This window comes from Cupriavidus sp. UYPR2.512 (assembly GCF_000379565.1).
In the GTDB taxonomy this organism is placed as follows: Bacteria; Pseudomonadota; Gammaproteobacteria; order Burkholderiales; family Burkholderiaceae; genus Cupriavidus.
Genome location: NZ_KB903173.1, coordinates 154,287 through 179,027, shown reverse-complemented (window position 1 = coordinate 179,027; position 24,741 = coordinate 154,287). Strand labels below are relative to the sequence as shown.

Below are 24,741 nucleotides of genomic sequence, written 5' to 3'. Positions count from 1 at the left end.
GCGATGACTTCCATGCCGACCGGCGCCGGCGGCGGGAACAAGACCTTCTCGTTGCGCTCGATCAGGCCGGTGTCGAGATCGGCGGTGCGGAACGCCTGGGACGACACCAGCCGCTGCAGGAAGGCCACGTTGGTCGACAGCCCCACCACGTGGTAGGCCGCCAGCGCCTGGCGCATGCGCGCNAGCGCCTCGTCGCGGTCCTTGCCCCAGACGATCAGCTTGGCGATCATCGGGTCGTAGAACGGGCTGATGGTGTCGCCCTCGCGCACGCCGGCATCGATGCGGATACCCGCCGGGCCGTGNGCATCCTCACCGCGCATGAACTGCACCGCCGGCGGCGTGCGCAGGAAGCGCAGCGTGCCGGTGGACGGCAGGAACTGCTTGTCGGGGTTCTCGGCGTAGATACGCGCTTCCAGCGCATGGCCGTCGATACGCAGTTGCTCCTGCGTGAGCGGCAGCGCTTCACCGGCGGCGACGCGCAGCTGCCATTCGACCAGGTCCTGCCCGGTGATCATTTCGGTGACGGGGTGCTCCACCTGCAGGCGCGTGTTCATCTCCATGAAGTAGAANGANCCNTCNTGNTTGGCGATGAACTCGACCGTGCCGGCGCCGACATAGCCCACCGCCCTGGCCGCGGCCACTGCCGCTTCGCCCATGGCGCGGCGGCGCTCCTCGGTCATGCCCGGCGCGGGGGCTTCTTCCAGCACCTTCTGGTGGCGGCGNTGCACCGAGCAGTCGCGCTCGAACAGGTAGACGCAGTTGCCGTGGGTATCGGCAAACACCTGNATCTCGATATGGCGGGGGCGCGTCAGGTACTTNTCCGCCAGCACCTTGTCATCGCCAAAGCTGGCGCTGGCCTCGCGCTTGACCGAGGCCAGCGCGGCCTCGAAGCCGTCGCCCGACTCNACCACGCGCATGCCCTTGCCGCCGCCGCCAGCGCTGGCCTTGAGCAGCACCGGGTAGCCGATGCGGTCGGCCTCGCGGCGCAGCAGCGCCGGATCCTGGTCCTCGCCGTGGTAGCCGGGCACCAGCGGCACCGCGGCCTTCTCCATCAACTGCTTGGCCGCGCTCTTGCTGCCCATCGCGTGGATGGCGGACGCCGGCGGGCCGATGAAGACCAGCCCCGCCGCGGCGCAGGCCTCGGCAAAGGCTTCGTTCTCGGACAGGAAGCCGTAGCCCGGGTGGATGGCCTGGGCGCCGGTCTCCTTCGCCATCTCGATGATGTGGTCCGCGCGCAGGTAGCTGTCGCGCGCGGCCGCGCCGCCGATATGCACGGCCTCGTCGCAGAAGGCGACGTGGCGCGCGTCGGCGTCGGCATCCGAGTACACCGCAACGGTGCGGATGCCGAGCCGGCGGCAGGTGGCGGCCACGCGGCAGGCGATTTCACCGCGGTTGGCGATCAGGATCTTGTTGAACATGGCTCCTCCTAGTTTTTCGACGGGACGGCGAGCCAGCTGATTACCGGTGGGCTTTACCGCGTCATCCCGCGTAGCCCTCTGCGCGGATATCGAGGCGGGCCAGCAGGGCGCGATCGCGGTCGGCCTGCGGGTTGCCGGTGGTCAGCAGCTTTTCGCCGTAGAAAATGGAATTGGCGCCGGCCATGAAGCACAGCGCCTGCAACGCCTCGTCCATGGCCTCGCGGCCGGCGGACAGGCGCACCATCGCGCGCGGCATGGTGATGCGTGCCACGGCAATGGTGCGGACGAACTCGAACGGGTCCAGCGCCTCAGTGCCCGCCAGCGGCGTGCCCTCGACCTGGACCAGGTTGTTGATGGGCACCGACTCCGGATACGGGTCCATATTGGCCAGCTGCGCGATCAGGCCGGCGCGCGCTTCGCGCGCCTCGCCCATGCCCACGATGCCGCCGCAGCAGACATTGATGCCGGCGTCGCGCACATGGCCGATGGTGTCGAGCCGGTCCTGGTAGGTGCGCGTGGTGATGATCTTGCCGTAGAACTCCGGCGAGGTATCCAGGTTGTGGTTGTAGTAGTCCAGACCCGCGTCCTTGAGCTGCTGCGCCTGCTCGGCCTTGAGCATGCCTAGCGTGACGCAGGTCTCCAGGCCCATCGCCTTCACTTCGCGGACCATGTCCATCACCGGCTCCAGGTGACGGTCCTTGGGGCTGCGCCAGGCGGCGCCCATGCAGAAGCGGGTGGCGCCGTTGGCCTTGGCCGCGCGCGCGGCGTCCAGCACCTCGTCCAGCGCCATCAGCTTCTCGGCTTTCACGCCGGCATCGTGGTGCGCGCTCTGCGGGCAGTAGCCGCAATCCTCTTCGCAGCCGCCGGTCTTGATCGACAGCAGCGTGGACAGCTGCACGGTATTGGCGTCGAAGTGCTCGCGGTGCACTTGCTGGGCGCGGAACAACAGGTCGTTGAACGGCAGCGCGAACAGCGCGGCAACGTCATCGACGCGCCACGCGGCGTCAGCGGGCAGTGCGTGCGGGCGCGCGGTCTGGCGCAGGGAATCGACGGAAACGGTAGTAACGGTGGTAGCGGTGGCAGCGGTGTGAGCTTGAGTCATGATTGATGGAATTCTGGTTCAGGCAGCAAGGCCGGCGGCCTCGGCTTGGTATTGGGTGGCGGCGGCAAACAGCGGCGCAAGGTCGAGCCGGCCAGCGGCAGCGGCGGGCGCCAGTTGCCAGGGCAATTCACCGAGGCAAGGCGCGTCCAGCGACGCGTGCAGCGTGGCGATGTTCTCGTCGGCCAGCAGCATGTCCGGGTCGACCCGGTTGGCGATCCAGCCCGCCAGCGGCAGGCCGCGCGCGCGGATGGCTTCGGCGGTCAGGACGGCGTGGTTCAGGCAGCCGAGCCGGATGCCGACCACCATTACCACCGGTACCGCCAGCATCACTGCCAGGTCGGCGGTGTTCCAGCGCACGGCGCCTGCGTCGAGCGGCACGTTGAAACCGCCCACGCCTTCCACCACCACCGCATCTGCCTGGCGGCGCAGCGCGTTGAAGGCAGTGCGGACCGGCGCGCGCGTGATGCGCACGCCCTCGTGCGCGGCGGCCAGATGCGGCGAGCACGGCGTGCGCAGCAGGAACGGGCAGGTCTGGCCCAGCGGCACCGCCACCGAGCTGGCGGCGCGCAGCTGCGCCACGTCGTCGTTGTGCCAATGGCCGTCGCGCCACTCACTGCCGCTGGCCACGGGCTTCATGCCCGCGGTGCGGTAGCCGGCGGCATGGAGCGCATGCAGCAGCGTCGCGCTGGCGTGGGTCTTGCCGATGCCGGTATCGGTGCCGGTGACAAAGCAGGCGAAAGGCGCGCGCGTGCTCATGTGGCCTCCCGCTGCGCCACGGCGGCGCTCAGGGCATCCAGCAGGCGCCGCACATCGTCTTCGGTGTGCGAAGCCGACAGCGTGATGCGCAGCCGCGCGGTGCCTTCCGGCACGGTCGGCGGCCGGATCGCGCCGACGCGGATGCCATCCGCCTCCAGCGTGGCCGACAGCGCCAGCGCGGCGCCGTTGTCGCCGACGATCAGCGGCTGGATCGCGGTCTGGCTGTCGCCCAGCGTCCAGCCCGCGATGGCAGCCAACTGGGCCAGCCCCTCGCGCAGCATGCCGATGCAGCGCGTCAGTTGCGCACGGCGCTGCCTGCCCTCTTCGCCTTCGATGATGGCCAGGCTGGCCAGCAGCGCATGCGCGACCGCCGGCGGCGCGGCCGTGGTGTAGATATAGGGCCGCGCGGTGTTGACCAGGTGTTCGATGATGGTCTCGTGCGCGGCGACAAAGGCACCCGCCACGCCGGCGGCCTTGCCGAGCGTGCCGATATAGATCAGCCGCTCGGACGACAGCCCCAGCGCTTCCAGCACGCCGTGGCCCTGCTCGCCCAGCACCCCGAAGCCGTGGGCGTCATCGACGATGATCCAGGCGTCATGGCGCTCGGCCAGTTCCAGCAGCTTGCGCAGCGGCGCGACATTGCCGTCCATGCTGAACACGCTGTCGGTCACGATCAGCTTGCGCTCGCTGGTGCTGGCCGCCAGCAGCGCTTCCAGCGCGGCGGTGTCGCAATGCGGGTAGCGCTGCACGTCGGCGCGCGCCAGCCGCGCCCCGTCGATCAGCGAGGCATGGTTGAGCGACTCACAGAACAGCGTGGCGCCCGCCGTGCCCAGCGCGGTCAGCACCGCCATGTTGGCCATGTAGCCGGTGCAGAAATACAGCGTGCGCGCATGCGGGATATGCGGGGTGAGCCAGCGCGCCAGTTCCGCTTCCAGCTGGGTGTGCGCCAGCGAATGCCCGCTGACCAGGTGCGAGGCCCCGCTGCCGGCGCCATAGCGCTGCGCGCCTTCCACCAGCGCCGCGATCACGTCCGGGTGGTTGGCCAGCCCCATATAGTCGTTGCTGCAGAAAGTCAGCAGCGACTCCGGCTCGGATCCGTCCTCGCCCACGGCCTGGTGCGGCGCGCAGGCAGTGTGGGCAACGCGGCGGCGGCGCGTCAGGGCCAGCGCGTGGCGCTGTTCGGCGGCCAGCTTCAGTTGTTCAAGCAGCATGGCGCGCCTCCCGGGTCGTGGTCACATCGGTGGTCACATCGTCGAGCGTGGCCAGCAGTTGCCCGCCCAGCCAGCGTGCCTGTGCGGCATCGAAGACGTAGGGCGGCATGACGTACAGCGTATTGCCGATCGGGCGCACCAGCAGCTCGCGGGCGCGCGCGGCGTGATGGAAGCGCGCGGCAAAGTCGGCGCCGGCGACGTCATCGCGCACATCGGCGGCCCAGATCAGCCCGCGCTGGCGCACATGCCGCAGGCGCGCGTCGGCGGCCAGTGCGGCCATGCCGTCGGCGAGCCAGTGCGCGCGCTCGCGGTTGCGCGCGAGCACGTTGTCCTGCGCGAACAGGTCCAGCGTGGCCAGCGCGGCGCGGCAGGCCAGCGGGTTGCCGGTGTAGGAGTGCGAATGCAGGAAGCTGCGGGCCAGCTCGTCGGCGACGAAGGCGCGCTGGATCTCCGGGCGCGACAGCACCAGCGACAGCGGCAGATAGCCGCCGCTGATGCCCTTGGACAGGCACAGGAAGTCGGGCCACAGGTGCGCGGGCAGCGGTGCCTCTCCGGCGCGCGACTGTTCCCACGCGAAGAAGGTGCCGGTGCGCCCGCAGCCCACCGCGATCTCGTCGGCGATCAGGTGGATGCGGTAGCGGTCGCACAGTGCGCGCGCGCCATCCAGATACGACGGGTCGTACATCGCCATGCCGGCGGCGCCCTGCACCAGCGGCTCGACGATCAGCGCGGCGATCTGGCCGGCGCGCTCGCGCAGCAGGGTTTCCAGCTCCGCCAAGGCGCGGGCGGCCACCTCCGCAGCGCTCTCGCCGGGTGCGGCCTGGCGTGCATCGGGCGCCATCACCACGTGTGCGCGGCGGATCAGCGGATCGTAGGCATCGCGGAAGACTTCCACGTCGGTCACCGCGAGCGCGCCCACGGTCTCGCCGTGGTAACCGTGGCGCAGGCAGACGAACTCGCGCTTGGCCGGCAGGCCGGTATTGCGCCAGTAATGGAAGCTCATCTTCAGCGCGATCTCGACCGCCGAGGCGCCGTCCGAAGCGTAGAAGACATTGCCGAGCGCGCCGCCGGTCAGCGCCGACAGGCGCTCGGCCAACTCCACCGCCGGGGCGTGGGTGCAGCCGGCCAGCATCACGTGCTCCAGCGTTTCCAGCTGGCTGGCCAGCGCGGCATTGATGCGCGGGTTGGCGTGGCCGAACAGGTTGACCCACCACGAACTGGTGGCGTCGAAATAGCGGCGGCCGTCGGCATCATGCAGCCATGGGCCAACGCCCCGCACGATCGCCAGCGGCACGGCGTCATGGTCGGGACGCAGCCGCGTGCACGGATGCCAGACGGCGTTGCGGCTGCGCTGGCCGAGTGCCTGCACGTCGCTGTCTGGGGAAAGGGACAGGTGATCCAAGGTAGCCCTCCTTTGTTGACCGTCCGCGCGCGCGCCGCTGCCGGCAAGGCCGGGCAGTGCAACGGTGGCGGACAGGTTGGGGAGGGTCATGTTAGGAATGTCTTCTCGGACTTGGCAATGACGGCGATATTTTTGCGTTAGCGGTGCTTTAACCGGATTTACCGAACGTTATCGGCATGAAGCGCTGTTTTTGTCGCTAGCGTGCTGCCATCTCCACGCAATCCCACGCAGTCTTTATTTACTGCGCCGCGCTTTCGCATGCCGCGGCGGAACTCCCCCTCTCCCGCTTGCGGGAGAGGGGAGCAAACCAACGGTGAAGCCAACCGTTTGCCTCAAGCCGGCCGCCACGACGGCGTACGCTTCTCCAAAAACGACCGCACCCCTTCACGCCCCTCCTCCGACGCCCGGATCTTCGCGATCCGGTCCGCGGTATCGGCCAGCAAATCGTTGTCGATCACACGGCCCGCGATGTCCTGCACCAGCCGCTTGCTCTCACGCACGGCGTTCGGGCTGTTGGCCACCAGCGCGGTCGCCAGTTCCGCGACCTTGGCGTCCAGGGCCTCGGCCGGCACCACCGTATGCACAAAGCCCAGCCGCAGTGCCTCGGCTGCATCGAAACGCTCGGCGGTGATGAAGTAGCGGCGTGCGGCCTGCTCGCCCAGCGCGCGGATCACATACGGGCTGATGGTGGCGGGCAGCAGCCCCAGGCGCGCTTCGGACAGGCAGAAGTGCGCGTGCTCGGCGGCCACCGCGATATCGCAGGCGGCCACCAGGCCCATGCCGCCGGCATAGGTGTCGCCCTGGATACGCGCGATCACCGGGCGCGGGCACGACCAGATGGTGTGCAGCATCTGCGCCAGGGTCAGCGCATCGGCGCGGTTCTGGTCGTCCGAATAGCCCGCCATCTTCTTCATCCAGTTCAGGTCGGCGCCGGCGCAGAAGGCCGGGCCGTTGCCGGCCAGCACGATGGCGCGCACCTCGTCCATGTCGCCCAGCGCGCGGAAGGCGCCGGTCAGCTCGGCGATCACGGTCTCGTTGAAGGCGTTGCGCACATCGGGCCGGTTCAGCGTGACGGTGGCGACGTGGCTGGCGATATTGACGGTCAGGGCGGTGAATTCCATGGTTCGCTCCGTTGGCGGATAAGGTTGTCTGGTGCGGTTCAGGTGCCGGCGTCGAACGGCAGCCCCAGCGAGCGGAAGAAGTTGCCGACTTCAGGCAACCACACCGGGATGCCTTCGCGCGCGCTGAAGACGCGATGCGAGTCGTTGCCGAACTCGCCCACGTCCACCAGCCGCGATTTGGCCGCGGGACCGGTGGCGCGCGCCTTGAAGGCGTTGAACATGCGGCCGGGCAAGGGCACCGGCCAGTAGCTGTCGTTGTCGCCATACACCCACAGTGACGGGTAGCGCGACAGGCCGCCGTAGCTGGCAAAGGCATCGACCAGGCGCTCTTCCCAGTCCGGGCAGTTCAGGTTGCGCAGCCCGCCCGCAAAGTTGACCACGCCCAGCACCCCCGGATAGCCGATGGTGCTGAACGCCATCGTGGTCAGGCCCCCATGCGACTGGCCGATCACGACAATGCGCTCCATGTCCACATAGGGCTGCGTGGCCATGAAGTCGAGCGTGGCGACGACATCGTCGGCCTGGATCATGCCGTTGGTCTCGATATCGCAGCTGCCGCCCACATAGGCGCCACCCGAGCGCGCAAAACCCTGCCGCATCGGCAGCACCACCGCGTAGCCGCGGCGCAGGAATTCCACGCTCTGCGCCGGAAAGCGCGCGCGCCCCTGCATCGCGGGCCGGCCCGGCGCCTTGCCGTGGTTGATCACCACCAGCGGGAACGGCCCGTCGCCAGGCGGCTTGAATACCGTGGCTTCCAGGTCGATGCGCGAGGGGATCGCCGCCTTGGGCAGCATCACCACCTGCTCCTGGAAGCGCATGCGCGGCGCAGGATTGCCGTTGCCGTTGCCGTTCGCGCTCTGCGCATGCCCGGACAGCGGCGCCAGCAAGGCAAGCGCCGTGACCAGGGCTAGGCTGCAAAGCAGGCGGGCGACGCTGCGCATGGAGTGGAAGGCGGTAATGGGGCAGTAGTTGCGTGGGCGGGATTACATGCGGAACACGCCGAACTTCATCTCGTCGATCGGTGCATTCAGGCTGGCGGAAAGACCCAGGCCCAGCACGGTGCGGGTCTGCGCCGGGTCGATCACGCCGTCGTCCCACAGCCGCGCGCTGGCGTAGTACGGATGGCCCTGGTGCTCGTACTGGTCGCGGATCGGCTGCTTGAACGCCTCTTCCTCTTGCGCGCTCCACGTGCCGCCCTTGCCCTCGATGCCGTCGCGGCGCACCGTGGCCAGCACGCTGGCGGCCTGCTCGCCGCCCATCACCGAGATGCGCGCGTTCGGCCACATCCACAGGAAGCGCGGCGAATAGGCGCGCCCGCACATGCCGTAGTTGCCNGCACCGAACGAGCCGCCGATGATCACNGTGAACTTGGGCACCTGCGCGGTGGCCACTGCGGTCACCATCTTGGCGCCGTTGCGGGCGATGCCTTCGTTCTCGTACTTGCGGCCCACCATGAAGCCGGTGATGTTCTGCAGGAACACCAGCGGGATCTTGCGCTGGCAGCACAGCTCGATGAAGTGCGCGCCCTTGAGTGCNGANTCGGAGAACAGGATGCCGTTGTTGGCNANNATGCCGACNGGGTAGCCCCAGATGCGGGCGAAGCCGCACACCAGCGTGGTGCCGTAGCGCGCCTTGAANTCGTCGAACTCGGANCCGTCGACCAGGCGNGCGATCACCTCGCGCACGTCATAAGGCTTGCGCGTGTCGGTCGGGATCACGCCGTACAGCTCTTCCACCGGGTACAGCGGCTCGACCGGCTCGTGCAGGCGGATCTGGTCCGGCTTGCGGCGGTTCAGGTGCTGCACGATATTGCGCGCCAGGCTCAGCGCGTGGTGGTCATTCTGCGCAAAGTAGTCGGCCACGCCGGACAGGCGCGTATGCACGTCGGCGCCGCCCAGGTCTTCGGCGCTGACTTCCTCGCCGGTGGCCGCCTTCACCAGCGGCGGCCCGCCGAGGAAGATGGTGCCCTGGTTCTTGACGATGATCGACTCATCGCTCATCGCCGGCACGTAGGCGCCGCCGGCGGTGCACGAGCCCATCACCACCGCGATCTGCGGGATACCGCGCTTGGACAGGTTGGCCTGGTTGTAGAAGATGCGGCCGAAGTGGTCGCGGTCCGGGAACACATCGTCCTGGTTGGGCAGGTTGGCGCCGCCGGAATCCACCAGGTAGATGCACGGCAGGTTGTTCTCCTCGGCGATCTCCTGCGCGCGCACATGCTTCTTGACCGTCATCGGGTAGTAGGTGCCGCCCTTGACGGTGGCGTCATTGCAGACGATCACGCATTCCTGCCCGGCCACGCGGCCGATGCCGGTGATGATGCCCGCGCCCGGCGCGGCATGGTCGTACATGTCATAGGCCGCGAGCTGCGACAGCTCCAGGAACGGCGTGCCCGGATCCAGCAGTTGCTGCACGCGCTCGCGCGGCAGCAGCTTGCCGCGCGACAGGTGCTTGTCGCGCGCGTCTTTGCCGCCGCCTTCGGCGAGCTTCGCAATCCTGGCCTCCAGGTCGGCTACCAGGGCCTGCATGGCCTCGGCGTTGGCCTTGAAGGATTCGGAGCGGGCGTTCAGTTTGGTTTCGATGGTTGGCATATCGTGCTACTTGGTGTGCCGCGAGATGGTGTTGTCGGTCGGCAGATGGAGAGGGCAGGCGTGCGGCCAAAGGCTCGGCGCCAGCGCCAGCGCGTCAGGCCGTCCTGGATTCGCTCAGCTTCAGTTCCTGCGTCATGCGCTCGCGCATCACGAATTTCTGTACCTTGCCGGTGATGGTCATGGGCATTTCGTCGACAAAGCGGATGTAGCGGGGGATCTTGTAGTGCGCGATCTGGTCGCGGCAGAAATCGCGGATCTCATCCTCCGTGGCGCTCGCGCCTGGCTTGAGCACGATCCACGCGCAGACCTCCTCGCCATACCTGTTGTCGGGAACGCCGAACACCTGGACCGCCTGGACCTTGGGGTGGCGGAACAGGAACTCCTCGATCTCGCGCGGATAGATGTTCTCGCCGCCGCGAATCAGCATGTCCTTCACGCGGCCGACGATGTTGCAGTAGCCTTGCGCGTCGATGGTGGCGAGGTCGCCGGTGTGCATCCAGCCGTCGCGGATGGCTTCGGCGGTACGCGCCTCGTCATCCCAGTAGCCCAGCATCACCGAATAGCCGCGGGTACACAGCTCGCCTGTTTCGCCTACCGGGACCGTGGCACCTTTCGCATCCACGATCCTGACCTCGAGGTGCGGCTGGATGCGGCCCACAGTGGTGGTGCGCTTGTCCAGCGGGTCGGTGGTGCTGCTCTGGAAGGAGACCGGACTCGTCTCGGTCATGCCATAGGCGATGGTCACCTCGGACATGTGCATCTGCGACACCACGCGCTTCATGGTTTCGATGGGGCAGGGTGACCCTGCCATGATGCCGGTGCGCAGGGAAGAGAAGTCGTACTGTGAGAAATTCGGGTGATCGAGCTGGGCAATGAACATGGTCGGCACGCCATGCAGTGCCGTGCAGCGCTCTTCGCTGACTGCCTGCAGGGTGGCTTCGGGCTCGAAGGCCTGGCCGGGGAACACCATTGCCGCGCCGGAGGACACGCAGGCCAGCACCGCCAGGACCATGCCGAAGCAGTGATAGAAGGGCACCGGAATGCAGAGCTTGTCCTGCTCGGAGAAACGCATCGCCATGGCAATGAAGCGTGCGTTGTTGACGATATTGCGATGGGTCAGCGTGGCGCCCTTGGGCGCACCAGTAGTGCCGCTGGTGAACTGCACATTGATCGGATCATGGCGATCCAGCTGTGCCGTGATGGCATCCAGCGTCGACCGCGCCACGCCTGTGCCGCGCGCCATCACATCGGCATAGCGGAGCATCCCCGGCGTATGGTCGTCGCCCATCCGGATGACGCAGCGCAGTGCCGGTAGCCGCGCCGCCTGCAGTGCGCCCGGCGCGCATGTGGCCAGTTCCGGGGCGAGCACCTGAAGCATCTCCAGGTACCGTGAGGTCTTGAAGGCTTCCGCCGCGACGATCGCCTTGACGCCCACCTTGTTCAGCGCGTATTCCAGCTCGGACAGGCGGTAGGCGGGATTGATGTTCACCAGTACCAGCCCCAGCCGCGCCGTGGCGAACTGGGTTACCAGCCACTCGACCCGGTTGGGGGACCAGATTCCAATCCGGTCGCCGCGCTCCAGCCCCAACGTGTGCAGGCCTGCCGCCAGTGCGTCCACGGCGTCGGAGAATTCGCGCCAGTTCCAGCGCACCCCTTGCTCGCGAAAGGCAACGGCTTCCCGCTCGGGGTAGCCAGCCACCGTTTGCGCCAGCAACTCGGGCACGGTTTGCTCCGACAGCGGAATGGTGGTGTCCCCCCTCACATGCGACAACCCGCCAATCGGCAGGATGGTGGGAGAGGACTCGGCCTGCATCGTCATACTTGTCTCCAAAGCCCGGTTGTGGTTCGTCTCGCTTGTATATTTGTGAGTATCACTCAACAAATATCGTATCGATGAATTTTGGGGCAGCGCCTCCGGGTTTCCCCGGATATTGGTGGATGCTTGCTCGGATTTCGAAGCATCTTCCGAGGTTCGCCTGACGCCTGTTGGTGCTATGGTTGAAAAATACATGGTGCTGATCGAAATGACAACCTAAAATTGAGCAATGCTCAAGTCTGGGTTGAGCCGGCCCTATAATTTCGCCTTTGGGCAAGCAAGGACTCAATCAAGATGGAAGACGTCACATCGCCCCGCCGTGTGCCGGCGGGCGCCAAGGCGGAACAACGCATCCGGGACATCCTGCGCGTCAGCCGCGAGGTATTCGCCGAACTCGGCTATGAGCGGACCACGACCACCGAGATCGCCCAGCGCCTGGGCATCTCCGAGGGCACGGTGTTCACCTACTTCCATGGCAAGCGCGAGCTATGCGCACGCGTGATCGAGGACTGGTATGACGAGATCATCGGCACCGTGGAACAAGGCATGCCGCACGGGCAGAGCACCAAGGTGCAGCTGGAGTTTTATGTCAGCACACACCTGAGGTTGTTCCTGATCCAGGGGACGGGCTTGTGTGCGCTGGTGTTGTCAGAGGGACGTGCTAAAGGGCCGGGGCTGGGAGAGGTGTTCGTACCGCTGCAGCGCCGCTATACGGCGCCGTTGATGGACTTGCTGGCGCGGGCGCGGGACAGCGGCGAGATTCGGGATGACCTGCCGTTGAGTCTGCTGCGCTCGGCAATTCTCGGGCCGATGGAGCACATCCTGTGGGACGCGATCGCCCGGCAGCGGCAGGTGGATATCGAGAAAACGGCCAGGGATATGGTTGCGTTGCTGTGGCCCGCCTTGCTGCCTGTGGATGTCGAGGTGGAGAAGTTGCGGGTATTCTATGGAGAAGTCGGCGCGGCATTGAGAAGGGCGGGCAAAGGTTGACGCGTGGCGCCCCTTGGAAGCGCCGGTTTACTAACAACTAGCCTGGTTTTTACGAGGGACTCTTGCCGGATTCATACGTCGCCATGCGCGATCGCCTGCTGGAAGCGCCGTGGGCGCGACATCTCTCTGCAGAGCAGCGCGGGCGCGTTGAACGAGAAACCTGCGTGTCGCGCTACGCCGCGGGGTCGCTGGTCTGCCAGCAAGGCGCAGCGGCCCTGCATTGGGTTGGCGTGCTGGACGGAATGGTGAAGGTTAACACCGTATCGCCGGATGGCCGTGGAACAACGTTCATCGGCGTTTCAACTGGCGGATGGCTGGGAGAAGGGTCACTGCTCAAGCACGAGCTTCGTCCCTATGAAGTGGTCACACTGCGCGACAGCTGGATCGCGTTGGTGCCAGCAGAGACCTTTGACTGGCTGTTCGAAACAAGCCTGAGCTTCAACCAGTATCTGGTGCGCCAGTTGAACGCGCGACTCGGCCAGTTTGTTGCGGTCGTGGAGAGTTACCGCATGCAGACAACCACGGCCCAGGTAGCTATTTGCGTCGCGGAACTGTTCAACCCGGCACTGTGTACGGCTACGTCTGACGTCCTGCGGATTTCACAGGAGGAAATCGCACGTCTGTGCGGTCTGTCCCGCCAGGTCGTGAATCGCGCCCTGCACGAACTGGAGGCAGCCGGCCTGGTTCGAATGCAATATGGCACGATCCATGTACTGGATGTCCCAGCCTTGCATGCTTTTGGACGAGGCATCGACCCGAGACAGCAAAGTCCGGCATCGATGCCTGAGGGCTGACGGCCGGCTGCGACGAGGACGTTGATGATTGTGATGGCGTAGAGGGTGATCAGCATGTCGGCTTCGTATGAAGCTTGATGGTGAACAATATTAGTAAGTTCCAAGGGGAATGGAACATTGCACTAGCGCGACTTGCTCTCAGGCCATCGGTACGTCGAAGACAAAGCATGTTGTGGTCGCATGGGCGTACAGGCCGACGAGGGTAAGACAGAAGGAAGGAGTGGGGGCGTTCATCTGGTTGCGCCGTTGGTGACCAGATGCTGCTCGGTGAAGTCGGGCGTTGAATTGACCAGGCACATGACCTTGACGATGCGTTTAACGCGATTCAGGTCGCCGGTGTGGGCCTGTAGTGTCGACAGCAGATCGATCGCGACTGCGCGGGCCGCGGCGCCCCCCTCGTCCGTCGACATCGTGGCGCCGAGCTTGCCAACCCAGACGTTGCCGTTCTTCTTCGCAATGTGGCCGGAGAGGTAGACAAGGTTGCCGCTCTGCGCGCTCATTACGTACGCGGCAGCCGGCGCGCCTGCGGGGGACAGCCCGATGTCGAGTGCTTTCAGTCTTTGGTGGATATCGTGTGATTGCATGATGTTTGTCGATAGAGGGCGAGATGCCTGGCGCCACGGCGCGTTATCGCGAGCCATGTGGCGCCGGCGCACCGCTTTCAGTCCGGCATCGGCTCGCGGCCGAAGGCTTCGAGTTCGCGCGCCAGGGACTGCGCGGCCAGTTCGACCAGTGCGCGGCCTTTCTCGCGCGTTGCCAGGCCGGGATCGGAACCGATGCGTCCGTCCGGGAAGCGGGCGCGGAAGTCGAGGGCTTCGCGGATCGGGCCGGTCGGGGCAATCGGCGGCGCATAGTCGGCCGACTTGATCGAATCGGGGAAGGCGTACTGCGTGATCGCAATTTCCGAAGGCGTGGCATGTGCGCCGTGGCCGGTCGGGAACTGGTCTCGTGCCAGTTCGCCGACGCCTTCGAGATCCCACCAGTTGCAGAGCTTCAGTGCGAAGCCGGCACGGCGACGCGCAAAACTTGCTTCGGCGTACAACTCGGAGAACGCGGCATCAATCGACGAGACATTGCCGCCATGGCCGTTCAGGAACAGGATCTTTTCGAAACCATGCACCACCAGCGAGCGGGTCCAGTCGCCGATCGCGGCGATGAACGTGGACGGGCGCAGCGAGATGGTGCCGGGAAAGCCGAGGTGATGCTGGGCCATGCCGATATTGAATGTGGGGGCCACGAGGATATCGGCGAATTTTTCCGATTCACGCGCGATGATTTCGGGACACAGCCAGTCCGTACCCAGCAGCCCTGTCGGGCCGTGCTGTTCGTTGGAGCCGATCGGCACGACGATCGTGCGGCTGCGCTTGAGGAACTGCTCGATTTCGGACCAGGTGGACAGATGTAGAAGCATGGCGACTCCTTGTTAGTGCTTTGCGGGCAGCTTGTTGGCGAGGATGATCAGTGCGGCGATGATTGGCAGTGCGGCCAGGATCAGCACACCGAGGTGAAGGTTGCCGGTGGCGGTCTTGGCCCATCCGATGATGGCCGGGCCCCAGAAGCCGCCTGACAGCCCGATCGTGTTGATCAGTGCGATGCCGCCTGCGGCCGCCGGGCCCTTGATGTATTCGGAAGGCATGGCCCAGAACACCGTGTAGGCCATCCACAGCGCGCAGGTACCGAGCGTGAGCAACACCAGCGATGCCGCAAGATTGCCGTCGACGAGGATGGACGCGGCGAGCAGCAATCCGCCGACGGTTGCGGGCACGGCACTGTGGAAACGGCGCTCGCCGACCCGGTCCGAGCGGCGGCCCATGTAGTACATGCCGAAGGCCGCGGCGACATAGGGCAGGGCCGAGTACCAGCCGAGTTGCACGGTGTCGTTCACACCCTGGGCCTTGATGAAGGTCGGCAGCCAGAAGCTGATCGCATAGATCGCGGCGATGATGCAGAAGTACGCCAGGGCCAGCACATAGACCCGGACATCGCGAGCCACGGCCAGGAAGGAGTGATTGTGCGCCGCGCTGGATCCGATTTCGTTGGCGAGCTGGCGTTTTTCCTGCTCGGTCAGCCAGGCGGCGTCGGCGGGACGGTTCGGCACGAAATACAGGGCGAGCACGCCGAGCACGATGCAGGGCAGGCCTTCGACCAGGAACATCCATTGCCAGCCGGCCAGGCCACCGGTGCCTGACAGCGCGGTGATCAGCCATGCCGAGACCGGGCCGCCGACAATGCCGCCGAGCGGGCCGGCAAGGAACACGATCGCAATCGCGCGCGCCATGCGCTGCGGCCCGTACCAGCAGGACAGGTAGTAGATCATGCCCGGGGCAAAGCCTGCTTCGAAGATGCCGAGCAGAAAACGCATGGCGTAGAACATCGGCACATTGCGCACGAACAGCATGCAAGCCGAGGTGATGCCCCAGAGCATGAGGATGCGGCTGAAAGTCTTGCGTGCGCCGATGCGCGGGAGCATCAGGTTGCTCGGTATCTCGAACAGCACGTAGCCGATAAAGAAGATCCCCGCGCCCACGCCATATGCGGCATCGGAAAAGCCGAGGTCGCCTTGCATCTGAAGCTTCGCAAAGCCGATATTGACGCGATCGAGATAGGCGAACAGGTAGCAGATCAGCAGGAACGGCAGAAGTCGCCAGTTGATCTTGTTGTAGAGGGTTGAGGCGCCGTCTACTGCGCTTTCGCTCGGGATCACCAGCATGCCTGTCTCCAATGTCTTTTATGTGGGTACCGTGTTGATGAATCGGATAGTGGCAGCGGCAAGGGCAATCACCAACAGCAACCATGTCCACACTTCGTTGTCTTCCGGGCAACGCATCGGGTATGGTGTGAGTCTGTCATCGGCCAAGTGGATGATTCGACATGCGTGAAATCAATCAGCAGCGGCTGCGCTACTTCCGCGAAGTGCTTGAGCAAGGCACCATTCGCGGGGCTGCGGAGAGTCTCAACACATCGCCATCGGTGATCACCCGGCAGATCCGGTTGCTCGAGGACGAACTTGGCACGACGCTGTTCGAGCGACAGGCGCGTGGCGTCAGGCCGACCGAGGCCGCCGCGCATCTGCTTGAGTTCTGGCGCGGCTACCGATCACATCAGGAGAAGCTCGAGGACCAGCTCCATGCCCTCAAGGGCCTGCAGCAGGGGCAGGTCCAGCTGGTCCTGAGCGAGGGGTACGTGGATGGGCTGGTCAATGAAGTGCTGGCGCCGTTCTGTGCGCAGTACCCGCAGCTCGACATCGGCATGGAGATCCTCGGCGTGGATCAGGTGCTCGACGCCGTGGCCGAAAGTCGCGCGCACATCGGACTTGCCTTCAATCCGCCGCCACATCCGCGCATCGAGTATCTGGCGAGCTCGTCGCAGCCGGTCGGGCTGCTGGTGCGGCCCGACCATCCCTTGGCATTGCGTGGCGGCGCGGCCAGCGTCAAAGACATCTTGTCGTGGCCGCTGGCCATGATGCCGGCGTCATTCGGCGTCGGGCACGCCGCCAAGATGCTCGAATTCGCGGAGAACATCAGGATCCGGGCGACGCTGGTCACCAATTCACTGACGGCGCTCAAGCAGTTTGTTGCCTACGAAAACTACATGACGCTGATCGGCGGCGAGTTTGCCGCGTATCGCGAAATCGCTGCCGGCACGCTCACGGTGGTGCCGATCGATCATCCGCTGTTCAGGGGCACCCAGGCGCGCTTGCTGGCCAAGGCCGGACGGCCGTTACCGGCGGCGGCACTCAAGCTGCTCGAACATATCCTGCGGGACATGCCGATGTTTGCGCAGGGCGGCCAGTAGGCTCCGCCCGCTACGGCTTGCGCGACACGTCGAACAGATCTCTCATCGCATTTCGTCCTTGCGTCAGATCCGATGTGCCGATATCGCGCGTCACCTTGCCGGTTTGGGTGCATTCTACGGCGGCCCGACCCAGGCACGCATCACGCGCTACCTGAGTCATGCGCTGTGGGATGCCGTCAAGGAAGCGCCAATCGCCAAGCATCAAACCCCACAAACCATGGAGCCAGCACAGAGGGGCATCGCGCCAATGAAATGTGGTCATACCTGATGGAAGCGCCGCGTCTGCGTTCCGCGAGGCCGACGGATTCCGTTATCTGGCCATTCCCTCGTACATGCCCGTGACGCCATCCATTATCTGAAGAATCCGCTCGCTGGTCGTGGCGATGTTTCTCAGCTGCTCCGCGCGACTGCCTGCGGTCTGTTTGAGTGCCTCGTCAAAGAAGAGCCACTGAGAACCGGCAAGCTGCAGTTCACTACGGATTGCCGGCGTGTTCTGCGGCGCTACGGTGAGAAGTTCCTGCGCGGACGCGAACTCTCTGGCGGCACTGTCCAGTTCCTGGGCCATCTGCGGGGAGGTGATACCCCAGGCGCGGAACATGCTGGCCTTGGCGATTCTCTGCGAAAGCATGCGCTGTCGGCCGGCAACGTTGATCAGTTTGCCTGCTGCGGTACCGGAATGCCGTTCGAATTGTACGGTTCCTTGCTGCGCAAGCTTCAGTACGTCCTCGCTGGAGATTGCAATTTTCTTCGCGTTTTCGGGATTCGGCTCGCTGCCGGTTAGCAACTGCTTATAGACGATCCACGCCTGCCCGAGCCTGTCATAGGTGTCCTTGATTTCAGGCGTGGGCGCAAACGCCTTCAGATCCGCGAGTTGCCTCTCGAAGAGCGCCACAGACTCGTCGAGGATCCTCCTCGAACGTTCCACTTCGACGCCAAGCCCCGCCTGGCAATATGCCTTGGCCATACGCTGAGAAAGCATGCGCTGGCGGCCCGCCTTGTTGATCGCCGAGTGGAGGGTCAGCGCTTCGGCGAAGGCGGTCCCGGCTGAAGCAAGCCCCACGAGGCTGCAGAGAATCAAGCAGTAGGAACAGAGGTAACGTTTCAAGGTCATTTTCCATATCAATGTCGAGGTGAGCCCTTGGACGCGTTGCTTGAGCTGACGAGATGGCGCACCAGTTGATCCATTTCCTTAACGATGTCCGCCAGCACCTGCGTGATGACGGAGAACTCCCTGCCGTACTCTCCCGCCCGTGCTGCAGAGACGCGTGCGTTCATTGCGACGAGGTTTGCCTGCATCGAAATGTTGCTGAGGCGCTCGACGAGGTCGGCCTGGCGTTTGCGCACGGCAAGCTCGCAACCATGCATTTCCTCCTGGTAGGCCTGCGTGACGACCTGAAGCAGGTCCAGTATTGGCGTGGCCTGCATCACGAGCGCATTGAGGGAGGATGTTCGCCCGGCGGTGTCAGCCGGTGGCGCGTCGATTGCGGTCCGGGCCTGGGCGATGAATTCACGGATCCGTGCATCGGCACGCGCATTGCCGAAGTACAGTTGTTGCAACGCCACTGAGAATGCGCCCGGCAAACGCTCATTGCCAGTCACGAGATCCGAATGCGCGGATTCGAACGTCGACAGGCACTTGCGAGCGCTTTCGCGGGCAGTTCGATCCCCTTGCGAGGCGAGCAGCATCTGGAGCACGATCCGTTGCGACAACATGCGCTGCCGTCCGGAAAGGTTGATCAACGCACCGATGGTCTCAGCTGACACTTCGGCCTGTGGTGACTGAGTGGAGGAGATATTCATCCATTGCCTTGCAGGTGGTGTCGAAACAGATGCGCATCCGCGTTGACCGGCAATCAAAAAAGCGCCTCGAAGCCAGTGCCCGCAAACCGCGTTTCCCGTTCGTTGTCACCTTGCTTCGGAGCGCCATTTGCCCAGCCGCCCCTTTCGGAGCGCGTCATCGCGACTTGCCTGTTTGTTTAAAGGCCGCCATTGGCCCGTGTTCCCTCTCGCAATATGTGTGCCATACCTCACGCGAGTCGCGGCGAGCCACGGAGCAGGGTCCTGACAGGGCGGGATGAGGCCGCCGCACTCATTTCGTGCCAAATGCGTCACGGCGATGCGCCGTCGGTCAATGGCCCCGTGCACCTAACTTCGAGACCCCAAGGATCGGCGTTCGAGCTTTGGGATACCTATGTTCGTTTCCGCAGTGACGTTTGGACTGGTCAGGCGGTGCGTTGGCAGAACCTCGCTGAAACGCTGTTCCGTCTGCTTGAGTTGCGTGAGGAACTTGACCCGAAATCGAGCCGCGAAGCCGAACAAGCCAGGGACAATCTTCTTAATTTGGTTTGCTACCTCAACTGCGCTGCTGGGAGCATTAAGAACCCATCGGCCGTAAGGCGCCCATATGCCAGAGGCGCGATAGCTTGTGGCCAGCGCAGTTCGTCTGAGTCGCTGGAGCACAACTGACGGCCGGCCTGACGTTGGCGGAACGATGCCGCGCGGCAAGTCGAAGTTCCACATGGTGGCAAAGGGCACGGCAGGAAATCACCAGGCCCACGAATTGGGAGGACATCAGAATTTCTCCGGCCGAAAGCCAGGCAGCACTTTACGGCGTCTTAGCCATCGTGTAATGAATGGGCAGCAGTACCGCCGCCGGCACAGAGGGCCGGATTGCCGTACCAATGCCCGTGGCGGGGCCCGGCATCAAAATGGGGAAAAGTGGCCGTCGCCCGGCTTTTCTTTATCGAATTTTTATGCGATGGCGCGATAAATTGATGCGGCCTAAACGCGCCCTCGCGTACGCTGGTTGCATGGGGATTCGCTGTGTCGGCAAATTCTGGCCGACGCGGTCCCGATGCCAGTGTTGAACCGCCATGATCAAGCTCCTCGTCGTTGTTGACGGCTCCGACAGTTCGCTATGGGCTGTCCGGCATGCAGCATTCCTCTATAGAGAGCGCAGCGTCTCTCAGATTGTGCTGCTCAATGTGCAAGCCCCGATTGAGAATGGAAGAGCCGCTGGCTATCACTCCCTCGCCAAGCTGCGTGAGCGGGAGCGCGAGGATGGCGAAGCTGCACTGGCATCCGCAGCCGAGATCCTTGAAGATTCCGGTGTGAAGTATGTGGCGCAGATAGGGATCGGCTCACCTGCGAACACGATACTGAACGCCGCGCAGGCCTGCCAATGCGACGGTATCGTTCTAGGCCTGTCAGCGTGGTCGCGGGTCCTGGCCCTGATAGGCGCGGGTACGCCGGCGAAGACCATGCGACGATCCCCGGTTCCCGTCACGCTGATCAACGCCCCGCACGCGCAAATCCCATCTGAGTTTACGGTGCATCGTCCAAGCACCAGTCATGCACGCCCCACGCTTGTCGTCTATCCACCTGCATTCCATATGTAGCCGTGTCTAGCCGATACAAAGCCTACCTCACGGTGGGATCCCATTCAGGCTTGTCATCCGGTGCGCGCCGCCGCGCCAGTCCGATGGAGCCTCATTACTGACCTTGCCCCCGGGGCGGAAGTGGGGGAACTGGTTGAAGTTCCGCCTGAGCCGACTGATGCCTGGCGCAACGTGATTCGCGCTGGCTCAATTCGTGGCCCTGCGCTTGCCTACCCGGCTCGGCCTCAGGCGCAGGCTATCGGACAACTCCTGTGCGAGGCGAACGTCGTGCTCGGACTCGATGTTCCCAACCAGTCGGGGTTGTTTCAGGCGCTCGGTGCGCTTGCCGCACGGCGGTCGCTTCAGCGCTGCAAGGATCCCAAGTCGGTGTGCACGCTATTCTCTGGCCTTGGTTCTTCGCAGGCGCCTGGCTGGCGCTGACACATTGAAATGAGGTGATCGGTACAGTACTCTGGGCGACATAGCTATTTGGTGATGCCGCGTCGCAGTCTTCCGCCATGGCGACTCAAATTGTGGCGCGATAGGCATTTGTTGCGCAAACGTCCAACAAGAACAGAAGGGAGGTCTGGGCCGTGAACCAATTGACTATCCGCACCCGCATCCTGGCGAGCTTCGCCTTCATCCTCTTGGTCATGGCGCTGATGGGGGGCGTGGCACACAACCGGCTATCAGCCATCGATCGCAATGTCGGCGTCATGAAAACGGATGCCCTCCCTGGCCTTCGCTATAGCACGGCGCTGCTTGCGACATGGAATGAACTCTATGTACTGAGCTGGCACACCCTGACCGCGGATAGCGAGGGCGAGCGCCGCCGCTACTTTGAACAGCGCCACGAAGCCAGGCAACGCCTGGATGCGCAAGAGCGTGACTATGAGACGACCATTTTCCGCGATGAAGACCGTAAGCGCTTCGACGCTTACAAGGAGGTCCGCGCCAATTACGACCGCGCTGCCGGTATTTTCAGCAATCCCGCCGCCTGGGCGGGCACTGTGGCGGCCGATGCCATCATGCGCGGCCCTCTCCACACGCATTGGAACGATGGCATCAAGGCGCTGCAGGCCGTGGTCCACGATAATGACAGCACGGCCGAAAACGCTGCGGCCAATATTGTTGGCTCAGTCGGCCTGGCCAGGCACACGATCGAAGTATCCTTGCTCGTGGCAGCGCTGGCAGCGATGGTCTGCGGTTATCTGCTTCTGCGCGCGCTCACGGTGCCGATGCAGTCCATCGTCAAGCTGCTGTCCGAAATCCGCGGCGGCGACCTGCGGCCGCGCATGGCGCTGCGCCGCAAGGACGAGTTCCTGGCGGTGGAGGAAGGCTTCAACCAGATGACCGGCGAGCTCACCTCGCTGGTGGGCCAGGCACAGCGTACCGCGATCCAGGTCACTACCTCGGTCAACGAGATTGCCGCGACCGCGCGCCAGCAGCAGGCCGCCGCCACCGAGACCGCCGCCACCACGACGCAGATCGGCGCGACCTCGCGCGAGATCTCGGCCACCGCGCGCGACCTGGTTCGCACCATCCATGAAGTCTCGAGCGCAGCCGAGCAGGCGGCCGGGCTGGCCGGCACCGGCCAGGTGGGGCTGTCGCGCATGGAAGGCACCATGCAGCATGTGATGGGCGCCGCCGGCTCGGTCAATGCCAAGCTCGCCACGCTCAACGAAAAGGCCGGCAATATCAACCAGGTGGTGACCACCATCGCCAAGGTGGCCGACCAGACCAACCTGCTGTCGCTGAACGCCGCGATCGAGGCCGAGAAGGCCGGCGAATACGGCCGCGGCTTTGCCGTGGTGGCGACCGAGATCCGCCGCCTGGCCGACCAGACCGCGGTCGCCACTTACGATATCGAGCAGATGGTGCGCGAGATCCAGTCCGCCGTGGCCGCCGGCGTGATGGGCATGGACAAGTTCTCCGAGGAAGTGCGCCGCGGCATGTCGGAGGTCACGCAGGTGGGCGACCAGCTCTCGCAAATCATCGCGCAGGTGCAGTCGCTGGCGCCGCGCGTGCAGATGGTCAGCGAAGGCATGCAGGCCCAGGCCGGCGGCGCCGAGCAGATCAACCAGGCGCTGGTGCAGCTGTCCGAGGCGGCGCAGCAGACCGTGGAATCGCTGCGCCAGTCGAGCCAGTCCATCGACGAGCTGACGCTGGTGTCCAACGACCTGCGCAGCGGCGTCTCTCGCTTCAAGGTCTGATATATCTTGATGGGAGACCGACGTAGATTCAAATCGATGGTGCGAGTTTCGCCTTGTCGGTTCGCCGCCCCCATCTTTTGCACGCTCTCGTCTACGCCCGGCGAAGCTCGTCGCCGAGCTCTGGAAGTCTGCCAAGTGCTGGATCGGCGGCTCTGCCACGGAGTCTTCCCGTCAGCTCCGCGATGCGGCTGCTGATTTCCCAGTAGGCGGCGGTGAGAAGTGGCGTCTTGCAGTTCGCCGGCTCCGCGGGTGTATGTGGCCCTATGTTCGTTGTTTGCCGCGTGGGGCAGTACTCACCTCCGCCGCGCCCTGAAACGAATTGCACGCAGCACCGGCGTGCGGGCCACGAAACAGGAAAATCGGAGTTAAGCGTGCGTTGAAGCTGGCACCCAGCGGTACAGCGTAGGAACGGATACGCCGAGATTCTTGGCCACGTCCTTGGGTGGGACGCCGCTGGCCAAGAGCCTTTTGGCCGACTCAATCTTGCTATCGGTCATCTTGGGTTTGACTTGCGGCCGAGCAGCCAGCAGCCCCGGGTACATTGTTCGTAATTGTGAAATTATTGTATCTGACACGGCATAATTGTTTACTCATTACTGTCACATTCCTGTCGCACTATCTGGCGGCCGCGTCGGTGGGTGGTTTCGGCTCGCGTGCAAGCCGTGACGCCACCGCCAGGACTCTTCGCTCAAAAAAATTTGGAATGGACAGTGAAAAAAGCTCTCTTCGCAGTGGCAGCCGCAGCGTGCGCCATGTCCGGCTCTGCCTTGGCCCAATCGTCGTCCAACGTGACGCTCTATGGCATCGCTGATGCCGGCATCAGTTTCCAGAACCACGTCAATGGTGGTGCTAACGGTAGCGGCTCGGTCGTTGGTGTGACTTCCGGCGGCCTCTCAGGTTCGCGCTGGGGGCTGCGCGGGGTCGAGGACCTCGGCAGCAACCTGAAGGGCATCTTCGTGCTGGAAAGCGGCTTCGATATCGATAGCGGTAAATCCGCGCAGGGCGGCCGACTGTTCGGTCGCCAGGCCTATGTTGGCCTGCAGGGCAAATTCGGTGCCGTCACACTCGGTCGTCAGCAAAACTCGCTGTATGACCTGTTTGGTGCCTATGATCCGATGGCGGTGGGACCGATGTACTCGCTAAATTCGGTCGACAACCAGTTCAACGGCCGTGCCGACAACGCCATCAAATACACCGGCAAGTTTGGCGGCTTGACGGCGACGGGCTTCTACAGTTTCGGCCGTGACGTCAACGCGGGCCTTGGTGGCGAAGTGCCGGGCCACTTCAAGGTCGGCACCAACTTTGGCGGTGGTTTGGCCTATGCGAACGGGCCTTTCTCGGTGGGCGTCGCGTACGACCAATTCCAGGGCAGCACCCTTGCTTCTGCGGACCTCGCCGCGAAGCGTGCCGCGATCGGTACGTCGTATGCCGTTGGTGCGGCCAAAGTGTTTGGCGGCTACCGCTGGATGCGTGACGAAGTTACGACCGGCACGGCCCGTCACGACAATCTGTACTGGCTTGGCGCGAACTACAAGTTCACTCCTGCCTTTACCCTGACCGGTGCGGCTTACTATACCGACGCCCGCACCGACAGCAAGGATTCGTGGATGTTCGTGCTGAACGCCGACTACGCGTTGTCCAAGCGCACTGACGCGTACCTGCTGCTCGGCTACGTGAACAACAAGGGCAATGCGACCTTCGGTGTAACCAGTACGCCCAATACGGTGCCAGGCCAAAACCAGACCGGCGCCATGCTTGGCATGCGCCATCGCTTCTGATTCTCTACCCGCAGGAAGAGGTGCGCTCCCTGGCGTGCCCGTGACAACTTCATATCGACCTTAGCTTTCCCTGTTAAGGACGTTTGGCCGGCAGAAATGCCGGCCGTTTTTTCGCCAGAGACCGGCGTGGTACGGAAGGGTTTGAGCTGGCCGATGAAGGTCTTTCCATGCTCGAACCAGTCCTTGCGGAGGCGGACCTCATACTTGTGCAGGCCCGGCACATCGCGCGACATCTCATCGTGGCGCAGGCATTCCGCGCGGAAGGCTTCGTCGGACATGCCCTCAGGCCTGACCAGCAGGTACAGCAGGCGAATCATGTCGGCTCCTTTTGACTCAAATTTGGTTGGTATCTTGGTCCTGCGCTTGCGGTTGTGACA

At 64.4% G+C, this 24,741-nt stretch carries 21 protein-coding genes and 2 pseudogenes; 7 read left to right on the top strand and 16 right to left on the bottom strand.

Translation table 11 applies throughout. The features are described from left to right. The 9 genes from A3A5_RS0131575 to A3A5_RS0131535 form a co-directional block, all read right to left on the bottom strand. A partial coding sequence (locus A3A5_RS0131575) for an acetyl/propionyl/methylcrotonyl-CoA carboxylase subunit alpha (RefSeq protein WP_018314443.1) occupies positions 1 to 1,418 on the bottom strand: 1,418 nt, incomplete at its 3' end. Positions 1,419 to 1,479: 61 nt separating this feature from the next. Then, complete coding sequence (gene bioB, locus A3A5_RS0131570) at positions 1,480 to 2,520, bottom strand: biotin synthase BioB (protein WP_018314442.1); 1,041 nt, start codon at positions 2,518 to 2,520, stop codon at positions 1,480 to 1,482. Between the two features lie 18 nt (positions 2,521 to 2,538). Further along, positions 2,539 to 3,276, bottom strand: coding sequence for a dethiobiotin synthase (bioD, locus tag A3A5_RS0131565; RefSeq protein WP_018314441.1), 738 nt, complete (start codon positions 3,274 to 3,276; stop codon positions 2,539 to 2,541). Beyond that, on the bottom strand, positions 3,273 to 4,487 hold the full coding sequence (gene bioF, locus A3A5_RS0131560) for an 8-amino-7-oxononanoate synthase (protein WP_018314440.1): 1,215 nt from the start codon (positions 4,485 to 4,487) through the stop codon (positions 3,273 to 3,275). Before bioF ends, bioD begins: the two co-directional genes overlap by 4 nt. Next, complete coding sequence (gene bioA / locus A3A5_RS0131555) at positions 4,477 to 5,889, bottom strand: adenosylmethionine--8-amino-7-oxononanoate transaminase (protein WP_018314439.1); 1,413 nt, start codon at positions 5,887 to 5,889, stop codon at positions 4,477 to 4,479. The genes bioF and bioA overlap by 11 nt, the downstream gene beginning before the upstream one ends. Before the next feature lie 332 nt (positions 5,890 to 6,221). Further along, on the bottom strand, positions 6,222 to 7,010 hold the full coding sequence (locus tag A3A5_RS0131550) for an enoyl-CoA hydratase/isomerase family protein (protein ID WP_018314438.1): 789 nt from the start codon (positions 7,008 to 7,010) through the stop codon (positions 6,222 to 6,224). A gap of 38 nt (positions 7,011 to 7,048) precedes the next feature. Then, positions 7,049 to 7,951, bottom strand: coding sequence for a dienelactone hydrolase family protein (locus A3A5_RS0131545; protein ID WP_018314437.1), 903 nt, complete (start codon positions 7,949 to 7,951; stop codon positions 7,049 to 7,051). A gap of 42 nt (positions 7,952 to 7,993) precedes the next feature. Then, a complete protein-coding gene (locus A3A5_RS0131540; protein WP_018314436.1) occupies positions 7,994 to 9,601 on the bottom strand; it encodes a carboxyl transferase domain-containing protein in 1,608 nt (535 codons plus the stop codon). Between the two features lie 94 nt (positions 9,602 to 9,695). Further along, complete coding sequence (locus tag A3A5_RS0131535; RefSeq protein WP_018314435.1) at positions 9,696 to 11,420, bottom strand: AMP-binding protein; 1,725 nt, start codon at positions 11,418 to 11,420, stop codon at positions 9,696 to 9,698. A gap of 291 nt (positions 11,421 to 11,711) precedes the next feature. On the opposite strand from A3A5_RS0131535, the gene A3A5_RS0131530 reads away from it, so the two are divergent. Together A3A5_RS0131530 and A3A5_RS39625 are read left to right on the top strand one after the other, a co-directional pair. Further along, positions 11,712 to 12,407 (top strand): TetR/AcrR family transcriptional regulator, encoded by a 696-nt coding sequence (locus A3A5_RS0131530; RefSeq protein ID WP_018314434.1) that lies wholly within the window; start codon positions 11,712 to 11,714, stop codon positions 12,405 to 12,407. Between the two features lie 83 nt (positions 12,408 to 12,490). Further along, positions 12,491 to 13,201, top strand: a complete 711-nt coding sequence (locus tag A3A5_RS39625) for a Crp/Fnr family transcriptional regulator (protein ID WP_051108595.1) — start codon at positions 12,491 to 12,493, stop codon at positions 13,199 to 13,201. Positions 13,202 to 13,437: 236 nt separating this feature from the next. On the opposite strand, the pseudogene A3A5_RS39620 reads toward A3A5_RS39625, so the two are convergent. The 3 genes and pseudogenes from A3A5_RS39620 to A3A5_RS0131510 all read right to left on the bottom strand — a co-directional run. Continuing rightward, positions 13,438 to 13,785: pseudogene (locus tag A3A5_RS39620) on the bottom strand (RidA family protein); the annotation flags it as partial. Between the two features lie 77 nt (positions 13,786 to 13,862). Continuing rightward, entirely contained in the window at positions 13,863 to 14,612 is a 750-nt protein-coding gene (locus A3A5_RS0131515; RefSeq protein WP_018314431.1) for a creatininase family protein, read from the bottom strand. A 12-nt stretch (positions 14,613 to 14,624) separates the two neighbouring features. Beyond that, entirely contained in the window at positions 14,625 to 15,911 is a 1,287-nt protein-coding gene (locus tag A3A5_RS0131510) for an MFS transporter (RefSeq protein ID WP_018314430.1), read from the bottom strand. Between the two features lie 161 nt (positions 15,912 to 16,072). Here A3A5_RS0131510 and A3A5_RS0131505 point away from each other — a divergent pair, with 161 nt between their 5' ends. Both A3A5_RS0131505 and A3A5_RS43735 read left to right on the top strand, forming a co-directional pair. Continuing rightward, positions 16,073 to 16,996 (top strand): LysR family transcriptional regulator, encoded by a 924-nt coding sequence (locus A3A5_RS0131505; protein ID WP_018314429.1) that lies wholly within the window; start codon positions 16,073 to 16,075, stop codon positions 16,994 to 16,996. Between the two features lie 58 nt (positions 16,997 to 17,054). After that, on the top strand, positions 17,055 to 17,264 hold the full coding sequence (locus tag A3A5_RS43735) for a hypothetical protein (RefSeq protein WP_157637344.1): 210 nt from the start codon (positions 17,055 to 17,057) through the stop codon (positions 17,262 to 17,264). A 42-nt stretch (positions 17,265 to 17,306) separates the two neighbouring features. Here A3A5_RS43735 and A3A5_RS0131500 read toward each other — a convergent pair whose 3' ends face one another. Beyond that, on the bottom strand, positions 17,307 to 18,107 hold the full coding sequence (locus tag A3A5_RS0131500; protein ID WP_018314428.1) for a type IV pili methyl-accepting chemotaxis transducer N-terminal domain-containing protein: 801 nt from the start codon (positions 18,105 to 18,107) through the stop codon (positions 17,307 to 17,309). A gap of 8 nt (positions 18,108 to 18,115) precedes the next feature. After that, positions 18,116 to 18,796, bottom strand: coding sequence for a type IV pili methyl-accepting chemotaxis transducer N-terminal domain-containing protein (locus A3A5_RS0131495; RefSeq protein ID WP_018314427.1), 681 nt, complete (start codon positions 18,794 to 18,796; stop codon positions 18,116 to 18,118). A gap of 1,073 nt (positions 18,797 to 19,869) precedes the next feature. On the opposite strand from A3A5_RS0131495, the gene A3A5_RS0131490 reads away from it, so the two are divergent. Continuing rightward, the gene (locus A3A5_RS0131490; RefSeq protein ID WP_018314426.1) at positions 19,870 to 20,394 is read left to right on the top strand and encodes a universal stress protein; all 525 of its coding nucleotides are present in this window, start codon (positions 19,870 to 19,872) and stop codon (positions 20,392 to 20,394) included. 572 nt (positions 20,395 to 20,966) lie between these two features. Further along, positions 20,967 to 22,586, top strand: coding sequence for a methyl-accepting chemotaxis protein (locus A3A5_RS0131485; protein ID WP_018314425.1), 1,620 nt, complete (start codon positions 20,967 to 20,969; stop codon positions 22,584 to 22,586). Positions 22,587 to 22,951: 365 nt separating this feature from the next. Here A3A5_RS0131485 and A3A5_RS42350 read toward each other — a convergent pair. After that, positions 22,952 to 23,092 (bottom strand): annotated as a pseudogene (locus A3A5_RS42350) (helix-turn-helix domain-containing protein); the annotation flags it as partial. 204 nt (positions 23,093 to 23,296) lie between these two features. On the opposite strand from A3A5_RS42350, the gene A3A5_RS0131480 reads away from it, so the two are divergent. After that, the gene (locus A3A5_RS0131480) at positions 23,297 to 24,364 is read left to right on the top strand and encodes a porin (protein ID WP_026201325.1); all 1,068 of its coding nucleotides are present in this window, start codon (positions 23,297 to 23,299) and stop codon (positions 24,362 to 24,364) included. Here A3A5_RS0131480 and A3A5_RS45170 read toward each other — a convergent pair. Then, a complete protein-coding gene (locus A3A5_RS45170) occupies positions 24,256 to 24,681 on the bottom strand; it encodes a hypothetical protein (protein ID WP_232431498.1) in 426 nt (141 codons plus the stop codon). The genes A3A5_RS0131480 and A3A5_RS45170 overlap by 109 nt on opposite strands. Positions 24,682 to 24,741 lie beyond the last annotated feature (60 nt).

What these genes read in the sequence shown, in the direction of transcription:
- bioB (WP_018314442.1), bottom strand. Translation starts at nt 2,520, where the DNA reads ATGACTCAAGCTCACACCGCTGCCACCGCTACCACCGTTACTACCGTT.
- bioD (WP_018314441.1), bottom strand. Translation starts at nt 3,276, where the DNA reads ATGAGCACGCGCGCGCCTTTCGCCTGCTTTGTCACCGGCACCGATACC.
- bioF (WP_018314440.1), bottom strand. Translation starts at nt 4,487, where the DNA reads ATGCTGCTTGAACAACTGAAGCTGGCCGCCGAACAGCGCCACGCGCTG.
- A3A5_RS0131550 (WP_018314438.1), bottom strand. Translation starts at nt 7,010, where the DNA reads ATGGAATTCACCGCCCTGACCGTCAATATCGCCAGCCACGTCGCCACC.
- A3A5_RS0131545 (WP_018314437.1), bottom strand. Translation starts at nt 7,951, where the DNA reads ATGCGCAGCGTCGCCCGCCTGCTTTGCAGCCTAGCCCTGGTCACGGCG.
- A3A5_RS0131535 (WP_018314435.1), bottom strand. Translation starts at nt 11,420, where the DNA reads ATGACGATGCAGGCCGAGTCCTCTCCCACCATCCTGCCGATTGGCGGG.
- A3A5_RS0131530 (WP_018314434.1), top strand. Translation starts at nt 11,712, where the DNA reads ATGGAAGACGTCACATCGCCCCGCCGTGTGCCGGCGGGCGCCAAGGCG.
- A3A5_RS39625 (WP_051108595.1), top strand. Translation starts at nt 12,491, where the DNA reads ATGCGCGATCGCCTGCTGGAAGCGCCGTGGGCGCGACATCTCTCTGCA.
- A3A5_RS0131515 (WP_018314431.1), bottom strand. Translation starts at nt 14,612, where the DNA reads ATGCTTCTACATCTGTCCACCTGGTCCGAAATCGAGCAGTTCCTCAAG.
- A3A5_RS0131510 (WP_018314430.1), bottom strand. Translation starts at nt 15,911, where the DNA reads ATGCTGGTGATCCCGAGCGAAAGCGCAGTAGACGGCGCCTCAACCCTC.
- A3A5_RS0131505 (WP_018314429.1), top strand. Translation starts at nt 16,073, where the DNA reads ATGCGTGAAATCAATCAGCAGCGGCTGCGCTACTTCCGCGAAGTGCTT.
- A3A5_RS0131500 (WP_018314428.1), bottom strand. Translation starts at nt 18,107, where the DNA reads ATGACCTTGAAACGTTACCTCTGTTCCTACTGCTTGATTCTCTGCAGC.
- A3A5_RS0131495 (WP_018314427.1), bottom strand. Translation starts at nt 18,796, where the DNA reads ATGAATATCTCCTCCACTCAGTCACCACAGGCCGAAGTGTCAGCTGAG.
- A3A5_RS0131490 (WP_018314426.1), top strand. Translation starts at nt 19,870, where the DNA reads ATGATCAAGCTCCTCGTCGTTGTTGACGGCTCCGACAGTTCGCTATGG.
- A3A5_RS45170 (WP_232431498.1), bottom strand. Translation starts at nt 24,681, where the DNA reads ATGATTCGCCTGCTGTACCTGCTGGTCAGGCCTGAGGGCATGTCCGAC.